Source organism: Pseudomonas fluorescens (assembly GCF_000968015.1).
GTDB classification, from domain to species: domain Bacteria; phylum Pseudomonadota; class Gammaproteobacteria; order Pseudomonadales; family Pseudomonadaceae; genus Aquipseudomonas; species Aquipseudomonas fluorescens_W.
Genome location: NZ_LACH01000062.1, coordinates 49,174 through 67,713, shown reverse-complemented (window position 1 = coordinate 67,713; position 18,540 = coordinate 49,174). Strand labels below are relative to the sequence as shown.

Genomic DNA, 18,540 nt, shown 5'->3' with positions numbered 1-18,540 from the left:
CCGTGAGCAAGCGGTGTATCCACTCGAAACCTTGATCGATGCCAAATACTGGCCACCCGTCGGTCGCGTCGACAACGTGTTCGGCGATCGCAACCTGATCTGCGCCTGCCCGTCGATTGCGGACTATCAGGACGCCTAATAACAAGACGGTTAATTCGCCCAACTCAATCCACCACATAACCCTGTAGGAGCTGTCGAGTGAAACGAGGCTGCGATCTTTTGATTTTTCAGAAACCAAGATCAAAAGATCGCAGCCTCGTTTCACTCGACAGCTCCTACAGGTGCACGTCATACCTTCCAAGAACAACAGAGGACTCCACCATGTTCAGCAAGCACGATCAGATCAAAGGCTACGACGACGAACTGCTGGCAGCGATGAACGCCGAAGACGCACGGCAAGAACACCACATCGAGCTGATCGCTTCGGAAAACTACACCAGCCAACGGGTGATGGAGGCGCAAGGCAGCGGCCTGACCAACAAGTACGCCGAAGGCTATCCGGGCAAGCGCTATTACGGCGGCTGCGAACACGTCGATGTGGTCGAACAATTGGCCATCGACCGCGCCAAACAGCTGTTCGGCGCCGATTACGCCAACGTCCAGCCGCACTCCGGCAGCCAGGCCAACGCTGCGGTCTATCTGGCGTTGCTGCAGGCCGGCGACACCGTGCTGGGCATGAGCCTGGCCCACGGCGGCCACCTGACCCACGGCGCCAAAGTGAGTTTTTCCGGCAAGTTGTATAACGCCGTCCAGTACGGGATCGACACCGCGACCGGGCTGATCGATTACGACGAAGTCGAACGCCTGGCCGTCGAGCACCAGCCGAAAATGATCATCGCCGGCTTCTCCGCTTACTCGAAGACCCTGGACTTCCCACGTTTCCGGGCGATTGCCGACAAGGTCGGCGCTTACCTGTTTGTCGATATGGCCCACGTTGCCGGGCTGGTAGCGACCGGTCTGTACCCGAACCCGATTCCCTTTGCCGATGTTGTCACCACGACAACCCACAAAACTCTGCGCGGTCCGCGCGGTGGCTTGATCCTGGCCAAGGCCAATCCGGAACTGGAGAAAAAACTCAACGCCGCGGTGTTCCCCGGCGGTCAGGGCGGCCCGTTGATGCACGTGATCGCGGCCAAGGCTGTGTGCTTCAAAGAAGCGCTGGAGCCCGCCTTCAAGACCTATCAGGCGCAAGTGATCCACAACGCCCAGGCGATGGCAAAAGTCTTCATTGATCGAGGCTACGACGTCGTGTCGGGCGGTACCGACAACCACCTGTTCCTGGTCAGCCTGATTCGTCAGGGCCTGACCGGCAAAGACGCCGACGCAGCCCTCGGTCGTGCCGGTATCACCGTGAACAAGAACGCCGTACCGAACGATCCGCAATCGCCGTTCGTGACCTCCGGCCTGCGCATCGGCACGCCGGCGATCACCAGCCGTGGTTTCAAGGAAGCCCAGAGCATCGAGCTGGCGGGCTGGATCTGCGACATTCTCGATCACCTCGGCGATGCCGATGTCGAGGCCCACGTCGCCCGGCAAGCCGCTGCAATGTGCAGCGATTTCCCGGTCTACCGCGACTGATCCGTAGCAGGAAGGCTATTTACCCCTGTAGCAGCTGTCGAGCCTGCGAGGCTGCGTTCGGCTGCGCAGCAGTCGTGAAATCAGGCGATGCGGTGTATCAGTAAAACCTCGCACTTAGGTTTCACGACTGCTGCGCAGCCGAACGCAGCCTCGCAGGCTCGACAGCTGCTACAGGGGCCGTTCTCTTCTGCTCGCATAAAAGGAAAAAATACATGAGCACTGTTGTGGAAGCACCCGGCAAAGTCCCGGTAAAAATCGAAGTCGGAGTCAAACTGCGCGGTGCAGAAAAGGTCGCGCGAATTCCGGTGAAGATCATCCCGACCGATGAGTTCCCACGCAAACCCGGCTGGATTCGCGTACGCATTCCAATCTCCCCCGAGGTCGACCGGATCAAACAACTGCTGCGCAAACACAAGCTGCACAGCGTCTGTGAGGAAGCCTCCTGCCCGAACCTCGGCGAGTGTTTTTCCGGTGGCACGGCGACTTTCATGATCATGGGTGACATCTGCACCCGCCGTTGCCCGTTCTGCGATGTCGGCCACGGCCGGCCGAAACCGCTGGACGCCGAAGAGCCGCTGAACCTCGCGGTGGCCATCGCCGACCTGCACCTGAAGTACGTAGTGATCACCTCGGTGGACCGCGACGACTTGCGCGACGGCGGCGCCCAGCATTTCGTCGATTGCCTGCGCGAAATCCGCAAGCTGTCGCCGGGCGTGCAACTGGAAACCCTGGTGCCTGATTACCGTGGCCGCATGGACGTTGCCCTGGCGATCACGGCCACTGAGCCACCCGATGTGTTCAACCATAATCTGGAGACCGTCCCGCGCCTGTACAAAGCCGCGCGGCCGGGCTCGGATTTCGAGTGGTCGCTGGATCTGCTGCAGAAATTCAAGCTAATGGTCCCGCGTGTCCCCACCAAATCAGGCCTGATGCTGGGCCTTGGCGAGACCGACGAGGAAGTCATCGAAGTCATGCAGCGCATGCGTGAACACGATGTCGACATGCTCACCCTCGGCCAGTACCTGCAACCGTCTCGCAGCCACTTGCCGGTCCAGCGTTTCGTCCACCCGGACGTGTTCGCCTGGTTCGCTGAAGAAGGTACGCGGATGGGCTTCAAGAACGTTGCCTCCGGTCCGCTGGTGCGCTCGTCCTACCATGCGGACCAACAAGCTCAGGGAGCAACGAACACTGTGGACTCCCTCCTTACTGCTGGATTCGCTTCCCTTTGAAAGCCTCACGCCGTGCGTTGCGTTCTTCGATGTAGGCGGCGCTCGGCTCGCTGATCAGCTCTTCACGGCGCAAGAGTTCGCCGCAATGCTCGCAAAGCGGCCCAAGTCCGGCGGGTTGGCCACAGGTTTTGTGCGTATAAACGACTGCCAACCCCTCCTCCGGCGACTTGCACCAGGTTTCTCCCCACGCGCGCAGTGCAAGCACCACAGAATAAAAGGCCTGCCCTTTCGGGGTGAGGTGATATTCGTAGCGTGGCGGCCGCTCGTTGTAAGGACGGCGTGCGAGGAGTCCATCAGCCTCCATGTTTTTCAGGCGCGACGCGATCATTTGCGGGGTTCCTCCGGTCTGCGCCTGGATCTCGTCGAATCGATGGCTGCCCATGAACAACTCACGCAGGACCAGCACGGTCCAGCGGTCCCCCACGACCGCCTCAGCCCGCGAAATCGGGCACAGGGTTTGAGCAGCACTTGTATTTACCGACATAAGGACTTGCCTCTTCTACAGTTGCTATGATTATCATATCAACAGCGTAACAAGACAAGCCCACGGTACGAGTCATCCAAAATCCCTGGAGAAAATCGCCATGTCCAAAGCCGTTTATCCCCTCAACAGAACCGCGTATCTGCTGGTCGATCCTTACAATGATTTCCTGTCGGAAGGCGGAAAGGTCTACCCCTTTATCGAGCCGATTGCCGAGCAAGTCGGCCTGCTCGACAACCTGCGCGCCCTCGACCGTACCGTCCGTGCACTCGATATTCCGGTGGTCATCGTTCCGCATCGCCGTTGGGAGCAAGGCGACTACGAAGGCTGGGATCATCCAAGTCCCACCCAATGCAAGGTCATGCACATGCATCACTTCGCACGCGGGGAATGGGGCGGCGATTGGCACCCCGATTTCGCGCCAAAGGACGGCGACATCGTCGTTCAGGAGCATTGGGGCTCGAGCGGCTTTGCCAATACCGACCTTGATTTTCGCCTCAAGCAGAAAGGCATCACGCACGTGATCATCGTTGGCCTGCTGGCCAATACCTGCATCGAGGCAACAGCGCGCTACGCCGTGGAACTCGGTTACCACGTCACACTGGTGCGCGATGCGACCGCTGCCTTCAAACCGGAAATGATGCATGCCGCGCATGAACTCAACGGTCCCACGTTCGCCCACGCCATTGTGGCGACGGACGAGCTGATCGCCTCCTTGGCACAGCAGGGGTGACACAATGAAATTGACTGGAAACCTCATCATTGGTGCAAACGAAGTCCCGGCCACTGAAGGGACGATGAAGGCGCTCAACCCCGCAACCAACCAGTTGATCGAACCGGATTTCGCATTCGGTGGCGTGGCGGAAGTCGACCAGGCGGCGACGCTCGCCGACGAAGCATTCGACCGTTACAGCCATACCTCACTCGCCGAGCGCGCTGCGTTCCTGGAAAGCATTGCCGACAATCTCGACGCTGTCCGCCATGAGCTTGCCGCACGGGCCGCGCTCGAAACGGGTTTGCCTGAGGCTCAGCTTGAGGGCGAAGCGGCAAAAGCCGCGACCCAGTTTCGCCAATTCGCGGATGTCGTACGCAAAGGACGCTTCCTCCAGTTGGCCATCGATCCGGCACAGCCTCATCGTCAGCCTCGCCCACGCATGGATCATCGACTTCAGAAAATGGCGATCGGCCCGGTGGCTATTTTCGGTGCGAGCAACTTTCCCATTTCATATTCGGTCGCCGGTGGCGATACCGCTTCAGCATTGGCGGCCGGCGCGACCGTTATTGTGAAGGCGCATAACGCTCACCCAGGCGCATCAGAAATTCAGGCCCGTGCCATCCGCAAGGCGGTGCAAGAGAACGGACTGCCTGAGGGTGTTTTCTCGATGGTACGTGGCGGTGGCAACACGATCGGCGAAGCCTTGGTCGATCATCCGTTGATCAAGGCCGTGACGTTCACCGGCTCGGAGGGTGGCGGCATGGCGCTGTACCGCCGTGCGCAGCAACGCCCCGATCCCATTCCCGTGTTCACCGAGATGACCAGCGTCAACCCCACGTTCATCCTGCCCCATGCGCTGGCTGCGCGTGGAGCGCAAATCGGTGATGGCTTTATCGAGCGCATGCTGGTCAATGTGGGGCAAGCCTGCCTCAGACCGGCCCTCCTCTTCGCCATCAAAGGGGCTGGTTTTGAAGCAATGCTCGCCGCCATGGTCAAGCGTGTCACCGAAACATCGGCGCGCACGATGCTGACGCCGGGGATTCATGCGTCCTACTTGAGCGGCCTCGCCGCAATGGAGAGCCTTGGTGCAAACCGCGTCGCCGAGGGCTCGCTATCCAACGCTGATTTTGAGGGCCAGTCGATGTTGCATGAGGTCGACGGCCGACATTTCCTGACCGAGACGGTACTTGCGCAAGAAGTATTCGGTCCGTCAGCACTGCTGGTGAACGTCAAGGATGAGGATGAACTGCTCGCTGTCGCTCGCGCGCTCAAGGGCCAGCTCAGCGCCGCCATGCAGCTTGATGAGCGCGATATGCCACTGGCTCATCGCTTGTTGCCGGTTCTGGAGCGGCGCACCGGGCGAATCGTTGTCAACGCCTTCGCGCATCCACAGGAGGTGTCTTTCGCCACCATCCACGGTGGACCGTTTCCGGCAACCTCGGACAGCCGCTTCACCTCGGTTGGCATGACGTCGATTGAACGCTTTTTGCGCCCGGTGTCTTACCAGGGTTTTCCGGACGCGCTATTGCCTGAGCCATTACGCGAGGTTAATCCCTTGGGGCTGCCTCGCCTGGTAGACGGCCCATAAAAGCCATCCTTGACGCCGTCGTTGCCAACCCGCCCGGTGGAGCCCGCTCGTTGAACGAGGCCGCCGGTCAAGCCCGCGGACTCAGCCCTTGGCCGCCATCGCGGTGACTTCCACGCGCATGCCTTCAACTGCCAGGGAGGCCACGCCAACAGCGGCCCGAACCGGCCAGGGCTTGGCGAAGAAGCGCTGGTAGACCTCGTTGAAGGCGGCGCGGTCGGCCATGTCGGTGAGGTAGATGGTCAGATGCAGAACCCGGTCCATGGAACTGCCGGCGTGCTCCAATGCAACCTTGAGTGCCTGCAGGGTGCATTCGCTTTGCAGAGTGATGTCGCCCAGTTCCAGGCTGCCGTCGGCGCGGGTGGGGATTTGAGTGGAGACCAACAGGCCGCCAAAACCGGCGACATCCGAGGAGATGGATTCCGGATCGGGGTCGGGGAGGAAGGTGATGTCGTGGTTTGCCATGGGGATCTCTTGCTTGAGGGGGTAAAGGGGCCGTCGAGTATATAGCGGCTGGAAAACTCAGTGTGGAACGCCCGGTTTGGCAAGGCCCTGCTCACAGTAAAAACTAAAAACCTGGGAAAGGTCATTCCACTAGCGAGATCAGACGCGGCTCAATTGAGGTCTCAAGCACCTCAAGCAGAGCCAGTGTCACCGGCAGCTTGAAGCGCCGGCGTCCCGCGCTGCCGGGATTGAGGTAGAGCTGTTCGCCGCGCCATTCTATGCGTGGCTTGTGCGAGTGGCCGGTGATCACCAGCTTTATGCCTGGATCAAGCACGGCAGGGACATCGGCACTGTCATGTACCAGCAAGGTCTGCCATCCGTTCAGGTCGAAACAGAGGCAGTCGGCGATATTTTCTGCCCAAGGGGCATCCAGATCATTGTTCCCGCGGACCACGTGCAGCGGGGCTATTGATGCCAGTTGATCGAGGATTTCGGGGTTGCCGATGTCGCCCGCGTGAATAATCCGTTCACACCCCTGCAGTGCAGCAAGGGCTTCGGCGCGGAGCAAGCCATGGGTATCGGAAATCACGCCCACTTTCATGCAGCGCTCCAGATCAGGTTCAGGCATCGCCACCTACTCCTCAAAGCGACCCGTGACGTCACGATCGCGCTCGTATCGTCTCGTGAGCGGAAACGGCGGCAACCAGGCCTCGCGACGCACGATCCAGCTTTCGTAGGTTGGCATCAATTGGTCAGGGGCATCCAGGGATCCCAGGTTCACTTCGATTTCGTCGTCGGTGCGCGAAAAAACGGACGAGCCACAGCGGGGACAGAAAAACCGCCCTGCGTAGTCGCGTGTTTCGCCTTCGATCGTCACTGCACTCTGAGGGAATATCGCGCAAGCATGAAAAAGCGCCCCATGATGCTTGCGGCAGTCGAGGCAGTGACAAAGGCCGACTCGGTATGGGAGTCCCGACGCTTCAAGTCGGACGTTGCCGCACAGGCAACCACCCGTGAATCGCTCCATGCTGCGTCTCCTCTAAAATCAAGCGGTCGGAATGTGATCCACCCTCCCGACTCAAGGCGCATTAACCACGACATAAGTCATATCGCTGCCCTGATACTGCGGACTCTTCAGCCTAGACCCGGCGTGATCCGTTCGCCAGAAGGGCAAGAATCCCTATGGGCAAACCCGATTGGAGCACTCTATGATTGAACCCCATGACCACCACGCCTCCGATCCGCCAACCCTGCCCGCCCGGCGCCTGCGACTGCGGGCGTGACCCACTGCTGGAAACACCGGGGGCGGACGTGCGCATTCTGTTTCTGACCCGTTCGGAAGAAAAGCGCCTGGTCGAACGCCTGGAAAACCTCCAAAGCCTGAGTGACCTCGAACGTCTGCAACGGCGGATGTATGAGCAGTTGGGCATCCGCGTGGACATCGTCCCCAGTTTCAATGAAGTACGCACCATGCGCGGTATCGGTATTAACCTTGGCGAACAACCGGGGCTATGCCGCAAAACCCGACAGTCGATCCCGGCCGCGATTCGCCGCGCACTGGAGAAGCGCCCGGAAATTGCCTACGAACTGCTCAACGCCAACGACCTGTTGCGCGACGCGTGAAATCAGCCTGATGAACCTTGTTTCGTTGGTGAAACACACGTCATCCACGACCCTGTACAAAAGCAACGAAACAGGATCAGCGGTCATACGCAGAGTCTGGCCCGCTGCTATGCCTTCTCATGGGAGCAATGGTTTCAAGCCAGTCAGGGATGAAGCTGGACACTCAAGCGTGATCGTGGTCCCGGCACCAGCCAGGTGCGCGAAGAGCAACAGGTGCCAATCCGTAGCAGGAGGTGGCCAATGTTATTCATAGTCAGTTGGTCTATCAGTTCGGCAAATCGTAACAGTGCGATCGAGCGCTTCCTCAAGACTGGGGGGGCTCCACCCACTGGCGTCAAAATGCTGGGACGCTGGCACGCCGTCGGTGGTGCATCCGGTTTTGGCGTGGCAGAGGCCAGTGATCCGGCAGCCATTCAGAAGTGGGTGCTGGAATGGAGCGACCTCATGACCATGGAGGTCCAGGCAGCACTGACTGATGAACAGATAGCGCCGCTGCTGGCGGCCGCTGTCGGCAAGCAATAGTCGTTGGAGCGGCGAGCCACGCTCGCCGCTCCATGCCCTCCCGCACTTCTAATATCACATCCCATATGGCCGGTTCCGGCACGGACTGAGGACTTCATCTGATTGAGATGTCAGTAATCATCCGAATCCACAACAAACTGTAAAGCCCATGAAACAAGGCCTTCGGCCGAAAAACAAATGACTGGAAATTTCACAATTCTTACCTACGCTCTTCGCGGGGGATCCAAAATTTCCTGGGCGGTCGGGGGCTCGTCTCAGAGTACCAACGCAAGTGCGCAGGAGCTCGATATGAACCGGACAAAACTATCCTCGGTGTTCGCCGTCCCCTTACTTCTATCTGCAATGGTTGTCCCCGGCATCACTCAAGCAGCCGACAAAACAGTCCCCAACATTGTTGTCATCATGGGTGACGATATTGGCTGGTCCAACATCGGTGTCTACAACCAGGGCATGATGGCCGGTCGAACACCCAACCTCGACCAGCTCGCGGCTGAAGGCATGCGTTTCACCGACTACTACGCCGAAGCCAGTTGCACCGCCGGGCGGGCCAACTTCATTACCGGCGAACTGCCGATCCGTACCGGGATGACCACTGTCGGTCAGGCCGGTTCTCCCGTTGGTATTCCCGCCGAAGCCGTCACCATCGCCACCACACTCAAGTCCATGGGCTACGCCACCGGCCAGTTCGGCAAAAATCACTTGGGCGACTTGAATCAGTTCCTGCCGACCGTGCATGGTTTCGACGAGTTCTTCGGCTATCTCTACCACCTCGACGCCATGGAAGACCCGGCGCACCCCAACTATCCACAAGATCTTCTGCCCACCGTCGGCCCACGCAACATGGTTCACAGCTGGGCCACGACGACTGACGACGCGACCGTGATGCCGCGCTGGGGCAAGGTCGGCAAACAGAAAATCGAAGACGCCGGCACGCTGTATCCGGAGCGGATGAAAACCATCGACGAAGAGATTCGTGACAAGGCATTCGCCTTTGTGGACAAGGCCAAGCAGGACAATAAACCATTCTTCCTCTGGCTCAACCCCACCCGCATGCACATCGTCACGCACCTCTCCGACAAGTATGAGGCCATGCGCAATGCGCAAAATGGCTGGTCAGAACAGGAAGCAGGCATGGCACAGCTCGACGATATCGTCGGCGACCTGATGGCCAAGCTGAAAAAAGACGGCATGGATGACAACACCATCGTGATTTTCACCACCGACAACGGCGCGGAAAACTTCACCTGGCCGGATGGCGGCACCACCCCGTTTGCCATGGGCAAGGGCACAGTGATGGAAGGTGGTTTCCGCGTACCGGCGATCATTCGCTGGCCGGGCAAAGTACCGGTCAATACGGTGGCAAACGGCATCATGTCCGGTATGGACTGGTTCCCGACCCTGGTCGCGGCAGCCGGAAATCCGAACATCACTGCCGAACTGCTCAAGGGCAAACAATTGGGCGATACCACGTACAAGGTGCATCTGGACGGCTACGACCAGACGCCGATGATCACCGGCAAAGGTCCGTCGAACCGGCATGAAATCTTCTACTTTGGCGAGAGTTCGCTCGGTGCGGTACGGATCGATGACTACAAATACCGTTTCATTGAACAACCAGGTGGCTGGATGGGCGCCAAATTGGCGGTCGATGTACCGATCCTGACCAACCTTCGTCTCGACCCGTTCGAACGTATGGGCTGGCCGGAAAACCAGTCAGCGCAAGGGTCCCAGCAGTACTTCGACTGGTTCAAATTCCAGTTCTGGCGGTTCGTGTTCGTCCAGCAGCAGGTCGCCAAGCTGGCTGAAACCGCGATTGAATTCCCGCCGATGCAAAAAGGCGCGAGCTTCAACCTCGATTCCGTCAAAGCCAAGATCGCAGCCGCTCGGGCGGAAATGGCCAAGTAAACAGTCGAGTCAACGGGTGGCCAACGCTGGCCACCCGCGTTCGGGAAGGACATTTGCTGAGGTAACCCAATGCAGATAAAAACATCCACCCTGCCCGCCTTCACCTTGCTTGCGTTGTGCTGTCAGCAAGCGTATGCCGGCGGTCTCATGCTCTACGAAATCGGCACTGATAACGCCGGCCTGGCCAACGCCGGTGCTGCGGCCCGCGCTCAAGGTCCCTCGACCATCGCCAGTAACCCGGCGGGCATGAGTTACCTGCCAGGCACGCAAATCACCGGCGGCTTGCAAGTGCTCTACGGCAACCTCAAGTTCAATCGCGACGACGACACCAACGTCCCGGGTAGCGGCAGTGGCAACGCCCTCGACCCCATTCCCGGCGGTAGTTTCTTTATCAGCCATCAACTCGATGACCACTGGAGCGTTGGCTTCGGCCAGTATGCTGACTTCGGGTTGGCAGAGAATTACGACAACGACTGGTCCGGGCGCTATTTCGCGCAGAACGCCAGCCTCGGCGGTTTATCTTTTGTACCCAGCGTGGCTTATCGCTTTAACGAGCAATGGTCGGTGGGCGTTGGCGTGAAAGCCATGTATGGCATGTTGCAATCCGACACCGCGATTGACCGCTCGCCGTTCGGCCTTACCGACCGCAGCGACGGCCAGTTCAAGTACAAAGACAAGGATTGGGGTTTTGGCGCGAATGTGGGGGTGATCTACGCTCCGCAAGCCGGCACGCGCATTGGCCTGGCTTACACCAGCAAGGTCGACCTGCAGTTTGAGGACGGGCTAGACGTCAAAGGCAATGGCCCGGCGCTGGATCGATTGAATGGCCTGAACACCCAACTCGACGTAACCGTGCCACAAACCGTCACCCTGAGCCTGTTCCAGCAACTCGACCGGCAGTGGGCCTTGCTCGCCTCGGTCAATTGGCAGGACTGGTCAGAGTTCGGCGAGGTCGGGGTCCAGGTCGACACTACAGCGGTCGATGCCCGATCGACCACGATTGATGCCAACTACAAAGACACCTGGCAACTGGCGCTCGGCGCGCAATACCAGGCCACGCCACAATGGTTGTGGAACTTCGGAGTGGCTTACGACAGCAGCGCCGTCTCGGACAGTGATCGCACTGTAACGGTGCCAATGGCCGAATCCTGGCGCATTGCGACAGGAGCCACCTATGCTCTGAACAAGGACACCGACGTCAACGTCAGTTGGGCGATGGTCTGGCTCGGTGACATGCCGGTCGACCAGACCAAATCAACGTCCGGTAATCGAATATCAGGTCAGTTCGACAATGCCTGGATTCAAGCCGTGACCGGAAACATGACCTGGCGATTCTGATGCCCTGCTACCGAAAAAACGACTTAATCCATGGAGCACACACCACTATGAATCTGTCCCGCAAATTGTTCGTTGGCGCTGCAATGGCCGGCCTGCTGCTCGGCGGTTGCACTTCGAAGGTGACGGAGAAAGAGCAATATTCCGGCTACCTGTCCAGCTATAACAACCTGCAAGAAGTGACCACCCCCAGCGGCGGAACAGCGATGCGCTGGGTGAGCCCGTCATGGAACCCGAATGCGTACGACACGGTGGCTTTCAACAAACTGGAGCTCTACCCGGCGCCCAAGCCCAATGAGCGGGTGAACCAGCAGACGCTCAGCGACATTCAGAGCTACATGACCAGCAAAGCCAAAAGTACGCTGGGGCAGAAATACCGCGTGGTCTCCAGCGCTGGCTCGGCCCCGAAAGGCTCAAAACTCCTGATCATGCGCGCAGCCATCACCGGGGTGAGTGCCGAAAACGCAGGCATGAAGTGGTATGAAGTGGTTCCGGTCGCCGCCGTGGTCGGGGCGACACAGGCAGCGACCGGTCACCGGGACCAGGACACTACCCTGTTCATCGAAGCCGAGTTCATCGACGCGAAAACCAATCAGACGGTGGCCAAAGTGGTGCGCAAGGTGTTCGGCACCCAGCTTTCGAACGAGAGCCAGAAGGTTACCGCCAAAGATTTCAAAGCGGCGATCGATAAACTGACCACCGATATGCAGGCGTTCATCAAGTAACACCACCCCCTCCCGGTAGGAGCTGCCGCAGGCTGCGATCTTTTGATCTTGATGTTGTCGGTGTAACAACCGTCGCCAGGATCGCAGGCTTCGCCAGCTCCTACACCGACCGTGTTCACCCTAACCACTACTTTTTCATCCCGACCCGCCGTCGCATTTCGGCGGTGATCGACTGCCGGGTTTTCTTCAAATCCCTCCAAGGTTCGTCACCGACTTCGGCCAGGCGTTCATGCACAGTGTGCACGTTCCACTGATTGCCACCCTTGAGCTCGCCCACCTCTTCGCGAAAGATCGGTACCGACACCGGCAGCCCTTCACGGGTGCGCACGGCGTAGGCGCAGATCGTCGTGGCGCCGAGACCGTTGCGCAGGTAATCGATGAAGATCCGCCCGACCCGGTTCTTCGGTCCCGACACGGCGGAAAAACGCTCCGGCAACAACTTGGCCATGTGGCTGACGATCGCGTGGCTGAAGTCTTTCACCTCATCCCAACCCAGCTTGCGGGTCAGTGGCACCACCAGGTGAATCCCTTTGCCGCCGCTGGTCTTGAGGAACGCCTTGAGCCCCAGTTCATCGAGTACCGATAGGGTCAGCTGAGTCGCCTCGACCATGCTTTTCCAGGGCAGCGCCGGGTCCGGGTCGAGGTCGAGGACGAAGCGGTCGGGTTTGTCGAGGTTGTCCGAGGTGGCGTTCCAGGTGTGCAACTCGACAGTGCTCATCTGCACGGCGCCGACCAGGGCTTCGGCGTTGTCGATGATCATCACCGGTTGGCCGGTGAGTGCCTTGTCCAGGGTGGTGATCCCCGGAATGGCCAGGCGCTCGGCGTTCTTCTGGAAAAACAGTTCGCCGTTGATGCCGTCCGGTGCGCGCACCAGCGCCACGGGTCGGTCCTTGAGTTCGGGCAAAATCCATTCGGCGACGCTGGCGTAATACTCCGCCAGTTGCACTTTGGTGGTACCGCTGCTGGCGTCGATCACCCGGTCCGGGTGAGTGATTCGGACCTTGCCCTCGCCCAGGCCGATTTGTGAGGGTGCGGGCGCTGCTTTCTTGTTGGCAGGGGTGGAAGGTTTTTCGGCAGTGGTTTTTTTCGCGGCTGAAGTCTTCACGGCTTTCGGACGCTCCTCGGTAATGTCGTCGGCAGGTTTGTCGTCACGCAGGCCATGGAACACTGCATGACGGACTGAACCTTCTTTGGTCATTTCGGCAAAAGCGACCTCAGCCAGCAGCGTGGGCTTGAGCCAGTGCACACCCTTGGCGTCAAAACCGCTCGGCGGATTGACCACCGAAACCTTTTTGGTTTGCAGCGGTTTCAGTTGCTCGTAAATACGCTTGAGCGTCGTCTCGTTGAACCCGGTGCCGACCTTGCCCGCGTAACGCAACTCACCGCTGTCGCGGTCATGCAACCCCAGCAGCAGCGCACCGAAGGCATTGCGCGAGCCTTTCGGGTCAGTGAAACCGACGACCACAAATTCCTGCCGATGCTTGCACTTGAGCTTGATCCAGTCGCTGCTGCGCCGCGACACGTAAGGCGAGCCCAGACGCTTGCCGATCAGCCCTTCCATCTGCATTTGGCAGGCGCTGTTAAGCAGGGCTTCCGGTTCTTCACTAAAGGCATCAGAGAAGCGCAACAGCGGGTCTTTGTTAGGGTTGAGCACGGTCGACAGCGCAACCCTTCGCTCCTCGACCGGCACCTCGCGCAGGTCCACGCCGTTGAGGTAAGGCATGTCGAACAGGTAGTAGACGATGTTGCCGCTGCGGCCCGAGTCGAAGGCGTTTTGCAAGGCCTGAAAGTCCGGCACGCCCTGCTCGTCGGCGACCACCATTTCCCCGTCGAGCCAGGCGGATTCGAGACCCAGTGCCGCCAACGCCTCGGCTTGCCGGGGCAGTTTGTGGGTCCAGTCGTGACCGTTGCGGGTGAACAGTTTGACTTCGTCGTGATCGATGCGCGCCATGATCCGATAGCCATCGAACTTGATCTCATAGCTCCACTCGCCGCCCGGGGCTTTTTCGACCAGCGTCGCCAGTTCTGGTTTGAGCAGCTCCGGCAATTTGGCTTTGCGGGCGCCCGTCAATGACGCCGACTTTTCCTTGCGCGCCGGGGCGGCCGGTTTTTTGATGGCTTTTGGATTGGCAGCGGTCTTCGGCTTTTTGGCCACGATGGTCCGGTTACTGAGCACGCTGTCGGGCTCGGCGGCGACCACGTCGTAATCGCTTTCGGGTTTGGCCGCGCCGTCCTGATGCTTGATCAGAAACCACTGCTCCTGCTTGCCCGGCATGTGCGTGCGCACCAGGTTCCACAGGCCGCCGAGTTTCTCGCCTTTCAGCTCGAATTTAAGCTTGCCCTTGGCGTAGGCCTCGGCCGGGTCGTCCTGAGGAATCCACACCCCCCGGTCCCAGACAATCACCTCGCCGGCACCGTAATGCCCTTCGGGAATGCTTCCCTCGAAGGTGGCGTAATCAATCGGATGGTCTTCGACGTGCACCGCCAGGCGCTTGACCTTGGGGTCCAGTGACGGACCTTTGGGCACCGCCCAGCTTTTCAGTGCGCCGTCGAGCTCCAGGCGAAAATCGTAATGCAGGCGCGAGGCGTCGTGCTTCTGGATGCAGAACTGCAAGGCATGGTCTTTCGCGGTTTTTTTGCCCGAACGTTTACCGGCGGCCGGTTCAGCGGTCGCCGAGAAATCGCGCATGCGATTGTAATCGTCCAGGCTCCTGGTCATGGCGCAGCGGCTGACGTGACGGTGCCCCCGATGCCTGGCCCGATACGCGTGACAGTCAGGGCGACGACGGCAATGCGTTCCACCCGCTGATAGCCAGGGGTCAACAGTTCTTCACCGAACACATCGGGGTCGAGCTCGCGGTAAGTCCAGCCTAACATCGGCGATTCCAGATACGGAGTCACCGCATCCAGAAACGGGTCGAGACCATCGATCATCGCCACGCCGGTGTACAGCACCAGGGACCCTCCGGGGGCCAACCGATGCAGGGCTTGCTCGACAATGCGCAACGACAATTGCGCCCCCAGCGCCCCGCCGCCATGCCGGTAAGCACGCTCGGCCGGGTCGGCCATGTAGGGCGGATTGGCGACGATCAAGTCGAAGTGGCCGTCGAGGTCCTGCAGCACATCGCTGGCCTCGATGCTGACGTTGGCCACCTCGGCGAGCGCGACGTTGACCGCCGTCATACGTAACGCCAACGGGTTGATGTCGACGGCCAGCACTTCGGCCTCACGGCGCGCGCGGGCAATCACAATCGCTCCGACGCCAGCGCCGCAACCAATGTCCACGGCGCGTCTGATCGGCGCAAAGCTCTGTTGCAGATGGGCGTGAATCAGTTGTGCAAAACGATAAGTGTCGGGTCCGAAGAACACCGCGTCAGCAGCATCAGTGGGGTAACCCGAATGCACGAACAACAGGTCATCGAGGCTTGACCAGCGCACATGACTTTTCAGTCGACCATTGCATTCCTCGAGGACGCCCGCCTGCTGCAACTGCCGCTGCTCATCCACCGACAACAGTCCGGGCTCGAACGGCCGCGACCAGCCGAATACTTCGCGCAGGGTCCGGGCGCTTTGCCCGAAGACGCGATCATTGACCCGCTGATGGGTCAGCGGCGTGGGCGTGATGAAACGGTAACCGTCAGCCTGCAAGCGGCGTCCCAGTTGCAACAAGGCCAGATCGGCGGCACTGAGTTGTTCTTCCTGATTCATGGAGGGCTCCCTATCGAAAACCGGATTTGAGTTCGATGAACCGTCGCGTGGCCATCAGGCCTGCGGGGTGGGCGTGCCGATGGGCAGACAGCCACGGAATCAAGACCTGCATTTGCTCGTCGGCGGCAAGCCCTTTAAGTGTAGCGTGCAGGCTTTGGATATCCGGGTCATTGACGGGCACGGGTGGTTCGGTCGCGGCACTGCTACCACGTCGAACCGCTGCCGGCGCTCGCTCAGGCCTCCAGTCCCCGGCAATCCAGTCGTGCAGCAGTTGTTTTTCGTAAGGGCTGAACACCCCGAACATGGCCGCGCCGTCACCCTCGATCAATTGCCAGAAACGGCTGACTTGCGGGTCCTGGTGACGCTTGATCCAGCCCTTGGTTTCCATGGCGCTGAGAAAGCCAGGCAACTGCTCCGGCGATGACAGCCATTGATTGACGGTCTTGCCTTCAAACCGGCAATAGTCAGAATGCATGTGCTGACCAAACGGGCGCTTGCGTTCAAGCATGTTCAGCAACTCGCCGTACAGGTCGAACGATTCGATGATCGCGCGACTGCCCTGCCCCAGATCGTTGAGCCGATAACCCAACGCCACCCTGCGCAGAAAGCCTTCACGGTCGCCTTCCACCGGCAACAATTGCAGCACCGATTGCACGGCCTTTTGCGCGTGGCCGGTGCTGGCATTGTCGATGGTCACGTGCAGGGTGAAGTAATACGGATCGATGCCCAGCTCGCTGAGTTCATAGGCGCTGATCAGCAAATGCAGCGGCAGCTGTTCATAACCGAGGTTATAGCCGATCACTTCCGGCAAAAAATCGTCGCTGCAGTAACCCAGCGCCAATTGCACCGCGCCTTGCAAGTAACGCTCATCCGGGATGAACGCGTTGTCCAGCAAGCCATGTTCGGCCAGCAGCTTGCGGTAGATCACCACATGATTTTGCGCGGGGTAGCCGTCGCCCAGCTCTTCCAGATAGGTGCAAATCAGGCCTTCGAAACGCGGGTCATGCCAGTGCCGCAGCAGGCCATACAGCCACGCACCGTCCACCAGTTTGGTCGGGGCAACGGCTTGCAGGAAAAACAAGGCGTGCGCCTTGTTGGTGAAGAACTGCCGCGGCCCGCCGTCCTTGCGCTGTTGCAGGTAATCGGCGTATTGGCGAGCCACGTCGGCGCAATGCTGTTCGACAAAGGTTTGCAGCGCCGACAGGTCTCGCGGCATCTCCTCGGGCAGGTCCGTTGCCTGCGCAAGTTGAGCCTCGAGAAAGGTTTTACCGAGTGCGCGCTGGTGTTCGATATCGTCGCTCAGCAATAACTGTTCGTAGATAGTTTTGATGCTGCCGGTGGTCAGGATCGTGCGTTCGTGAGCCGGCTGGGCTTCAAGTCGTGTCAGGGCAGTCATGGGGTCGTCTCTCGGTCTGAGGCCAGTGGCAGGACGCTGAATCAGCACGTCTCTACATCAGCAGAGCGACACCCCCGGAAGAAAATTCCATCGGCGTTGAAATCGCCCGGACAGACGGGCAAGTGGCGCGGCACGCGACGCCAGATCAAGTGAATATACTCAGCGAGTGTGGACACACCCTTCGGAGAGCAATCATGCGAACGGTTCATGTCATCGAGCCCGAAAAAACCCCCGACCCGGTCAATGTCGTGGGTGAGGCCATCACCATTCTGGCGGGCGGGGATCTGAGCAAGCCTTTTGAAATGCATATCCAGGAAGGCGTCCTAGGCGGCGGGCCTCCCCTGCACTTTCACCCTTGGGACGAAGCGTTCTATGTCATTGACGGGCAGGTGGAAGTGACGGTTGCGGGTAAGGTCACCACCGTTTCCCCCGGCGGTTATGTGCATATCCCCGGTGGGACTATTCATGCTTACAAGAACATCAGCCCGACGGCAAAGATGATCGGCGTGGTATCTGATCCACGTGGGGGTCAGTTCTTTGCCGCGGTGGATCAGCTCAAAGTGCCGCAGGATTTGCCGCGGATACTGGCAATCGCCGAGCGCTTCGGCGTAACGTTTCTGGTGCCGAAAAACGCCTGATACCCGGTAGAGACCAGTACCCTCGTTTCCAGACTCCGCGTAGAAACGAGGGCAAGATCGGCTGTTTTCAGCTCAGATTCCCGCAGAAAGCATTCTGATTTCCATCAGCCGGATTTTCACGCACAACCAATGCATAGCCGCCCGTTCGAAGCGTATCGACGGCTACAGGTGCGCTTTTGTAGAAATACTGGAGCGATGACGGCGAATAGAACCTCGCATTAGGGCCGTCGTTAAGGTCAAAGGCTGGTTGCGAACCCAGGCTCGCACAACTTCCCGGATAGATGTAGGCCTCCAAACGACCTGGTAATACGCTGCCCATGGTCTTGCCCTTGACGGCAAACCAGAACACGGTCGCACTGCCACTGGGCATCATGGTCGTCTGGGCGATACTCCCGGCATTTGTGGAAGTAGCGTTCAAGGGAACGTTGATGACTTGAGGGTCAGGTACTGTGGAGCACCCAAGGATCCACCCGACCGCAACCACTAACGTCAGCGAAGATACGATTTTCATCGTGAAACTCCCGCTTGGAAAGGACGCGTTGAAGTAATCCCCCGATAAATTTTAGCCGACAGGGGAAAACCCGGGATTTTTCCGATGCTCGGTCGCAGTAATCGATCACGCTGAGCAGATAAAAAAACGCAAAACCTGTGGGAGC

The 18,540-nt window shown here is 59.4% G+C and carries 19 protein-coding genes; 11 read left to right on the top strand and 8 right to left on the bottom strand.

The features are described 5' to 3' along the window. The 3 genes from VD17_RS33210 to lipA form a co-directional block, all read left to right on the top strand. The coding region (locus VD17_RS33210) for a hypothetical protein (RefSeq protein ID WP_185753221.1) at positions 1-139 on the top strand (139 nt) is incomplete at its 5' end. Positions 140-321: 182 nt separating this feature from the next. After that, the gene (gene glyA, locus VD17_RS25755; RefSeq protein ID WP_046056277.1) at positions 322-1,578 is read left to right on the top strand and encodes a serine hydroxymethyltransferase; all 1,257 of its coding nucleotides are present in this window, start codon (positions 322-324) and stop codon (positions 1,576-1,578) included. Positions 1,579-1,790: 212 nt separating this feature from the next. Then, complete coding sequence (gene lipA / locus VD17_RS25750) at positions 1,791-2,807, top strand: lipoyl synthase (RefSeq protein ID WP_046056276.1); 1,017 nt, start codon at positions 1,791-1,793, stop codon at positions 2,805-2,807. Here the strand turns inward: lipA and VD17_RS25745 are convergent. Then, positions 2,782-3,291 (bottom strand): winged helix-turn-helix transcriptional regulator, encoded by a 510-nt coding sequence (locus VD17_RS25745; RefSeq protein WP_046056275.1) that lies wholly within the window; start codon positions 3,289-3,291, stop codon positions 2,782-2,784. The two genes, lipA and VD17_RS25745, sit on opposite strands and share 26 nt — an antisense overlap. 100 nt (positions 3,292-3,391) lie before the next feature. On the opposite strand from VD17_RS25745, the gene VD17_RS25740 reads away from it, so the two are divergent. Together VD17_RS25740 and VD17_RS25735 are read left to right on the top strand one after the other, a co-directional pair. Next, entirely contained in the window at positions 3,392-4,021 is a 630-nt protein-coding gene (locus VD17_RS25740; protein WP_046056274.1) for an isochorismatase family cysteine hydrolase, read from the top strand. Between the two features lie 4 nt (positions 4,022-4,025). Next, positions 4,026-5,591 carry an aldehyde dehydrogenase (NADP(+)) gene (locus VD17_RS25735; RefSeq protein ID WP_046056273.1) on the top strand — a complete coding sequence of 522 codons (1,566 nt, stop codon included), beginning with the start codon at positions 4,026-4,028 and terminating at the stop codon, positions 5,589-5,591. Positions 5,592-5,672: 81 nt separating this feature from the next. Here the strand turns inward: VD17_RS25735 and VD17_RS25730 are convergent, their stop codons facing one another. The 3 genes from VD17_RS25730 to VD17_RS25720 form a co-directional block, all read right to left on the bottom strand. Next, positions 5,673-6,053, bottom strand: a complete 381-nt coding sequence (locus VD17_RS25730; RefSeq protein WP_033058768.1) for a RidA family protein — start codon at positions 6,051-6,053, stop codon at positions 5,673-5,675. 121 nt (positions 6,054-6,174) lie between these two features. Continuing rightward, positions 6,175-6,633, bottom strand: coding sequence for a metallophosphoesterase family protein (locus tag VD17_RS25725; RefSeq protein WP_046056285.1), 459 nt, complete (start codon positions 6,631-6,633; stop codon positions 6,175-6,177). A gap of 33 nt (positions 6,634-6,666) precedes the next feature. Further along, on the bottom strand, positions 6,667-7,059 hold the full coding sequence (locus VD17_RS25720; protein WP_046056272.1) for a GFA family protein: 393 nt from the start codon (positions 7,057-7,059) through the stop codon (positions 6,667-6,669). Positions 7,060-7,253: 194 nt separating this feature from the next. Here VD17_RS25720 and VD17_RS25715 point away from each other — a divergent pair, with 194 nt between their 5' ends. From VD17_RS25715 to VD17_RS25695, 5 genes are all read left to right on the top strand, one after another. Beyond that, positions 7,254-7,655, top strand: coding sequence for a hypothetical protein (locus VD17_RS25715; RefSeq protein WP_046056271.1), 402 nt, complete (start codon positions 7,254-7,256; stop codon positions 7,653-7,655). Between the two features lie 240 nt (positions 7,656-7,895). Then, positions 7,896-8,177, top strand: coding sequence for a DUF3303 domain-containing protein (locus VD17_RS25710; protein WP_046056270.1), 282 nt, complete (start codon positions 7,896-7,898; stop codon positions 8,175-8,177). Between the two features lie 288 nt (positions 8,178-8,465). Continuing rightward, complete coding sequence (locus VD17_RS25705) at positions 8,466-10,082, top strand: arylsulfatase (protein WP_046056269.1); 1,617 nt, start codon at positions 8,466-8,468, stop codon at positions 10,080-10,082. A 69-nt stretch (positions 10,083-10,151) separates the two neighbouring features. Then, positions 10,152-11,420 carry an OmpP1/FadL family transporter gene (locus VD17_RS25700; RefSeq protein ID WP_046056268.1) on the top strand — a complete coding sequence of 423 codons (1,269 nt, stop codon included), beginning with the start codon at positions 10,152-10,154 and terminating at the stop codon, positions 11,418-11,420. Positions 11,421-11,467: 47 nt separating this feature from the next. Further along, a complete protein-coding gene (locus VD17_RS25695) occupies positions 11,468-12,142 on the top strand; it encodes a DUF3313 domain-containing protein (protein ID WP_046056267.1) in 675 nt (224 codons plus the stop codon). A gap of 127 nt (positions 12,143-12,269) precedes the next feature. On the opposite strand, the gene ligD is transcribed toward VD17_RS25695, so the two are convergent. From ligD to VD17_RS25680, 3 genes are read right to left on the bottom strand one after another with little or no spacing between them, the layout of a single operon-like run. Continuing rightward, positions 12,270-14,861 (bottom strand): DNA ligase D, encoded by a 2,592-nt coding sequence (ligD, locus tag VD17_RS25690; RefSeq protein WP_046056266.1) that lies wholly within the window; start codon positions 14,859-14,861, stop codon positions 12,270-12,272. After that, positions 14,858-15,850 carry a methyltransferase gene (locus tag VD17_RS25685; RefSeq protein ID WP_046056265.1) on the bottom strand — a complete coding sequence of 331 codons (993 nt, stop codon included), beginning with the start codon at positions 15,848-15,850 and terminating at the stop codon, positions 14,858-14,860. The genes ligD and VD17_RS25685 overlap by 4 nt, the downstream gene beginning before the upstream one ends. Before the next feature lie 10 nt (positions 15,851-15,860). Next, the gene (locus VD17_RS25680; protein ID WP_046056264.1) at positions 15,861-17,246 is read right to left on the bottom strand and encodes an iron-containing redox enzyme family protein; all 1,386 of its coding nucleotides are present in this window, start codon (positions 17,244-17,246) and stop codon (positions 15,861-15,863) included. A 194-nt stretch (positions 17,247-17,440) separates the two neighbouring features. On the opposite strand from VD17_RS25680, the gene VD17_RS25675 reads away from it, so the two are divergent. Further along, positions 17,441-17,884, top strand: a complete 444-nt coding sequence (locus VD17_RS25675; protein WP_046056263.1) for a cupin domain-containing protein — start codon at positions 17,441-17,443, stop codon at positions 17,882-17,884. A gap of 67 nt (positions 17,885-17,951) precedes the next feature. Here VD17_RS25675 and VD17_RS25670 read toward each other — a convergent pair whose 3' ends face one another. After that, positions 17,952-18,395, bottom strand: coding sequence for a hypothetical protein (locus tag VD17_RS25670; protein ID WP_046056262.1), 444 nt, complete (start codon positions 18,393-18,395; stop codon positions 17,952-17,954). Positions 18,396-18,540: the final 145 nt, after the last annotated feature.

Excerpts from the sequence above, each read along its gene's own strand:
- glyA (WP_046056277.1), top strand. The coding sequence starts at position 322 with ATGTTCAGCAAGCACGATCAGATCAAAGGCTACGACGACGAACTGCTG.
- lipA (WP_046056276.1), top strand. The coding sequence starts at position 1,791 with ATGAGCACTGTTGTGGAAGCACCCGGCAAAGTCCCGGTAAAAATCGAA.
- VD17_RS25745 (WP_046056275.1), bottom strand. The coding sequence starts at position 3,291 with ATGTCGGTAAATACAAGTGCTGCTCAAACCCTGTGCCCGATTTCGCGG.
- VD17_RS25740 (WP_046056274.1), top strand. The coding sequence starts at position 3,392 with ATGTCCAAAGCCGTTTATCCCCTCAACAGAACCGCGTATCTGCTGGTC.
- VD17_RS25735 (WP_046056273.1), top strand. The coding sequence starts at position 4,026 with ATGAAATTGACTGGAAACCTCATCATTGGTGCAAACGAAGTCCCGGCC.
- VD17_RS25730 (WP_033058768.1), bottom strand. The coding sequence starts at position 6,053 with ATGGCAAACCACGACATCACCTTCCTCCCCGACCCCGATCCGGAATCC.
- VD17_RS25725 (WP_046056285.1), bottom strand. The coding sequence starts at position 6,633 with ATGAAAGTGGGCGTGATTTCCGATACCCATGGCTTGCTCCGCGCCGAA.
- VD17_RS25720 (WP_046056272.1), bottom strand. The coding sequence starts at position 7,059 with ATGGAGCGATTCACGGGTGGTTGCCTGTGCGGCAACGTCCGACTTGAA.
- VD17_RS25715 (WP_046056271.1), top strand. The coding sequence starts at position 7,254 with ATGACCACCACGCCTCCGATCCGCCAACCCTGCCCGCCCGGCGCCTGC.
- VD17_RS25710 (WP_046056270.1), top strand. The coding sequence starts at position 7,896 with ATGTTATTCATAGTCAGTTGGTCTATCAGTTCGGCAAATCGTAACAGT.
- VD17_RS25705 (WP_046056269.1), top strand. The coding sequence starts at position 8,466 with ATGAACCGGACAAAACTATCCTCGGTGTTCGCCGTCCCCTTACTTCTA.
- VD17_RS25700 (WP_046056268.1), top strand. The coding sequence starts at position 10,152 with ATGCAGATAAAAACATCCACCCTGCCCGCCTTCACCTTGCTTGCGTTG.
- VD17_RS25695 (WP_046056267.1), top strand. The coding sequence starts at position 11,468 with ATGAATCTGTCCCGCAAATTGTTCGTTGGCGCTGCAATGGCCGGCCTG.
- ligD (WP_046056266.1), bottom strand. The coding sequence starts at position 14,861 with ATGACCAGGAGCCTGGACGATTACAATCGCATGCGCGATTTCTCGGCG.
- VD17_RS25685 (WP_046056265.1), bottom strand. The coding sequence starts at position 15,850 with ATGAATCAGGAAGAACAACTCAGTGCCGCCGATCTGGCCTTGTTGCAA.
- VD17_RS25680 (WP_046056264.1), bottom strand. The coding sequence starts at position 17,246 with ATGACTGCCCTGACACGACTTGAAGCCCAGCCGGCTCACGAACGCACG.
- VD17_RS25675 (WP_046056263.1), top strand. The coding sequence starts at position 17,441 with ATGCGAACGGTTCATGTCATCGAGCCCGAAAAAACCCCCGACCCGGTC.
- VD17_RS25670 (WP_046056262.1), bottom strand. The coding sequence starts at position 18,395 with ATGAAAATCGTATCTTCGCTGACGTTAGTGGTTGCGGTCGGGTGGATC.